A 3,908-nucleotide genomic window follows, 5' to 3' on the forward strand; every position below is an offset into this window, starting at 1 on the left:
CGGAAGACGCCCGGTATCGCAGGGGGTTCACTTCGCGGTGCATGCACCGGAGCCGTCGCCACCCCCGTCCAGGGGTTCCAGGGGTTCCAGGGATCTGCGGAACGGAGGAATCACCATGACAGTCTGCGAAGTCTGCGGGAACGACTATGCGCGGGGATTCGAAGTGCACACCGATGGCGAGGTCCATGCCTTCGACAGTTTGGAATGCGCGGCTCAGCTGCTCGCCCCGACCTGTGAGAACTGCAAGTGCCGGATTCTCGGCCACGGAATGGAGGCGGGCGGCCGGTATTTCTGCTGTGCGCACTGTGCGCGGATCCGGGGCGTCTCGGAGCTGGCCGACAGCGCCTGAGGGCATGCGGCCCCGGCGCCGCATGCGAAATGAGGCGGCCGTCCCCGGGGGACAGCCGCCTCATCCGCTTGCCGCTTACGCACCGGCCGTGGCGGGAGTCACCCTGCGCGGACGCAGGAGCAGCGCCGCACCGGCGAGGCCGGCGCTGAGGATCGCCAGACCGACCGCCAGCAACTCCGGCCACACGGTGGCATCGCCCAGGCTGCTGCTCAGCGGGACCAGGACGCCGGCCCGGGACAGGGCGTGCAGGACGATGACGGTGACCGCGGCGGTGGCACTGGCCGTCCAGATGGCGGCCGTGTCGCGCATCGCGAGCCAGCCGGCCAGCAGCAGATAGACCGCCGCGATGGCCATCGAGATACCGTCGGACGGGCCGCCGCGGACCCCCGACATCCCCAGCGGCAGATGGCTGAGCCCGCACAGGGCCAGCGCCGCGGCGGCGGGCCAGCGCAGTACGGAGCGGAGCACCCCGCTGACCGCCTGGCCGGGCTGCGGGGGCGCGCCGGCCGCCGGCCATCCGGGGCCGCCCTGGGGTGTGTTGGCGGCGGGGTAGGGGGCGTTCTGCGGCCACGGCGGGGCGTCCCGGTGCATGCCGTCGCGCATCGCCGGCTCGTGGGGACCGCCGGCGTGCGGGCCCTGGTTCGGGTATCCGTTGTCGGCCGGGTGGCCGTAGGGGTCGGGATACGGTTCGAGGACGGGGTCGTTGACCATCGGCATGGCGGACGTCGCCTGGCTCATCGTGTCGGCGTGGCCGTCGGGGTAGGCATGGCCGTCGGGGTAGTTGTCGCCGCCCGGCGGGACCTCGACGGGGATGTGCCCCTCCTTGGCCCCGTCGAACAGCCGGATCAGCTGGACGACCTCGTCGACGGATCGGTTCACCGCCGCGGCACGCAGCGCCTCGTAGCTCGACTCCGCGGTGTGCGGGGCTTCGCCGAGCATGGCGAGGAGCGGCCCGACCTCGCTCACAGGCCGGGTCATCGCCGCCACTCTCAGGCATTCGTCGCCTGGATTGGGGTCTTCGCCACTGCGCTTGAGCAGTTCCACGAGGGCGGCGACTTCCTCCACGGGCCTCGTGGTGGCCGCCGTCCACACGAGGGTGCGGACCGAGACGTTTTCCGGATTCGTGGGCGGAACGTGTTCGCCGACGTCTGTCGGTGACAGGTCGGCTTCGCCCCCACCAGGAGCTGGTTCAGATGACATGTAGGGACTCCACTGAACGAGGGGGAGCATCGGGCACCGGAGGCGCTGACACTCATCGGGCGTTGTGCGTGCTTTGGTTCAGCCAACGTCCCTCTTGGCAGCCCGCGCCATTCAGGAATGGCCATCCGGTGGAGACACGCCGTGGACCGGGGAAATCACCGGGCGTGTCGGCCGTGACGACCGCGGGTCCGTCCGCTAGCGACTGCCGGAGTCCTCTTCTGTCGGCGGACGGCTCGTTGGCGGACGGCTCGCCGTACTCCGTCGCCGCGCCGGCCCCTCGATACGGCCCGCTCTCCGCTCTCCCTGTGGTCGTCTCTATGTGGTCGTCTCTATGTCGTCGCGACGGTGAACAGTCCGCCCTGCGGGTCGCGGATGACGGCCTGGCAGCCGCTGCCGTCGACCATCGGCGTCACCGGGAGGACGAAGCCGCCGGCCGCGACGGCGGCGGCGGTGACCTTCTCGATGTCGTGCACGGGGAAGTAGACGTGCCAGCGGGGCCGGACATGCGGGTCCGGGGCGGCTTCGACGGCTCCGCCGCGCAGTGCGGCCACGGTCTGCGCGCCGTCCCGCACGATCACCTCGTCGTGCTCGTAGGTGATGTCGCAACCGCCGGGCCGGTCGGGGGCCCAGCCGAAGACCTCCCCGTAGAAGATCGCCGCGTCGAAGGCGTCGCGGGTCCGCAGCTCCAGGCACATCGGCGCCTCCCCCTCCCCCACCGCCCAGGAGAGGGTCTGGCCTTCCCAGAGGCCGAACACCGCTCCGTCGCGGTCGGCGGCGAGCGCCGCACGCCCCTTGCCCAGTTCGAGCGGACCCACCGCGAGCGTGGCGCCGCGCTCGCGGATCCGGGCCGCGGTCTCGTTGGCGCTCTCCACGGCGAAGTACGGGGTCCAGGCGACGGCGACCTGCCAGCTCGTCGGCAGCAGCCCGATCCCGGCGACCGGCTGCCCCTCGGCCAGTGCGATGGAGAATTCGGCACCCCTTTTTCCCGGCCGGAAACTCCAGCCGAGGACCTCGCCGTAGAACTTCTCCGCGCCCGGGAGGTCGTGGGTCATCAGGCTCACCCAGCACGGGGCACCGCAGATGGCGGCCGGAGCGGGCATCATCGTCGACATGGGAACCCGCCTACCAGTGGCCCCGGCGGCCACGGGTGCCGTGGGGACCGTGGGAACGGAAGAGGAAGCCGAGCACCAGGACCGCCAGCAGCGCGATGGCCACGATCCACAGCAGCTTCATCACGAAACCGGCGCCCAGAAAGATCAGAATGAGCAGCAGGACAAGCACGAGAGGGACCATCGGGATCAACCTCCGGACAGGCTGGTTCCCTACATGGCCACCATTATGCGCTTATGCCGCCCAATGGGACGCTCGGAGCGGTCCACCGGCACCCGACCGCATCTCGTGAATACGCTATCGCGCTCCGTGACTTTTCGACGTGCTAAAGGGCGCACGCCCTGATTCGCTGGTTACAGCAGATTTCCGCGACGCCATACGAAGCGGCAAGGCCGTACGAAGCGGTAACGGTGAATCGGTAGCGGTAAGGAATGGTCATGGGCACGGACGAGACACGCGAACGCCTTCAGCACATGCGGGAAAAGGCTCAGGAACTGGCCGAGGCCGCGCAGCACACCAGTGACCCGAAGGAGAAGCAGCGGCTGCAGGAGAAGTCGCGCCGGCTGCGGAGCCAGAGCGAGCAGGAAAGCGCCATGCGCGGCGGGGACATCTACCCCTCCCTGTGAGCGTGGTGAGCGTGCGGACGCAGAGCGTGCGGACGCACGGCAGAAGGCGCGGCCGGTGGGGCGCGCGGCCGTACGGGGCGCGGGCGGTCGATCACCCCGCGGCCACCCCGGCCGGCGGCCCCGGTGGCCGCGTCGCCGCTCCTACCACCCGCCGAGCCCAGCGGAGTTCGGCGGGTGACGACTGCCGGGCGCGATGCGCCTGTCAGCATCCAGCACCCAACTGAAGCCGTCTGCCGGGAAGTTGAGCCATTCAGGATCCTCCGCGAGGGCGGCGCGACGACCGCGAGCCGGACGGCCGGCCGCCCGGCCGTCCGAGTGGCTTACGGGGCGGCGCCGATGCGTCGTACCCGCCGCCGGGAAGGGGTGCGGCGGAGGAACGGCGGCAGGAGGCGGTATGCACCCCAGGCAGCCCACCGTGGTCCATGTGTGCGGCATCGGGAACGAGGTGCGCCCGGAATTGCCGAAGTCTCAAGGGGATCAGGCGCTCTTCGGCAGGGATATGGGATATGGCCGGGGTGTCTGCTATGGCGTACGGGATCCCGCTGCGGTACGAGAAGCCGCTGCCCGTTTTCCGGCCGGATCCGCCGGCCGGCGGGCCGGTGGCACATGCAGGCTCCGCCGGG

General features: G+C 70.7%; 5 protein-coding genes. 2 read left to right on the top strand and 3 right to left on the bottom strand.

The window, feature by feature from the left end; all coding sequences use genetic code 11:
* Positions 1–115 precede the first annotated feature (115 nt).
* Positions 116–349, top strand: a complete 234-nt coding sequence (locus RZ84_RS04180) for a hypothetical protein (protein ID WP_043263133.1) — start codon at positions 116–118, stop codon at positions 347–349.
* Positions 350–424: 75 nt separating this feature from the next.
* Here RZ84_RS04180 and RZ84_RS04185 read toward each other — a convergent pair whose 3' ends face one another.
* The 3 genes from RZ84_RS04185 to RZ84_RS04195 form a co-directional block, all read right to left on the bottom strand.
* Positions 425–1,414, bottom strand: a complete 990-nt coding sequence (locus RZ84_RS04185) for a hypothetical protein (RefSeq protein ID WP_043263134.1) — start codon at positions 1,412–1,414, stop codon at positions 425–427.
* Positions 1,415–1,878: 464 nt separating this feature from the next.
* Positions 1,879–2,661 (bottom strand): VOC family protein, encoded by a 783-nt coding sequence (locus tag RZ84_RS04190; RefSeq protein ID WP_043263135.1) that lies wholly within the window; start codon positions 2,659–2,661, stop codon positions 1,879–1,881.
* A gap of 10 nt (positions 2,662–2,671) precedes the next feature.
* Entirely contained in the window at positions 2,672–2,842 is a 171-nt protein-coding gene (locus tag RZ84_RS04195) for a hypothetical protein (protein WP_043263136.1), read from the bottom strand.
* 254 nt (positions 2,843–3,096) lie between these two features.
* Here RZ84_RS04195 and RZ84_RS04200 point away from each other — a divergent pair, with 254 nt between their 5' ends.
* Complete coding sequence (locus RZ84_RS04200) at positions 3,097–3,285, top strand: DUF6381 family protein (RefSeq protein ID WP_043263137.1); 189 nt, start codon at positions 3,097–3,099, stop codon at positions 3,283–3,285.
* Positions 3,286–3,908 lie beyond the last annotated feature (623 nt).

This window comes from Streptomyces sp. CT34 (assembly GCF_000805335.1).
Taxonomy (GTDB): domain Bacteria; phylum Actinomycetota; class Actinomycetes; order Streptomycetales; family Streptomycetaceae; genus Streptomyces.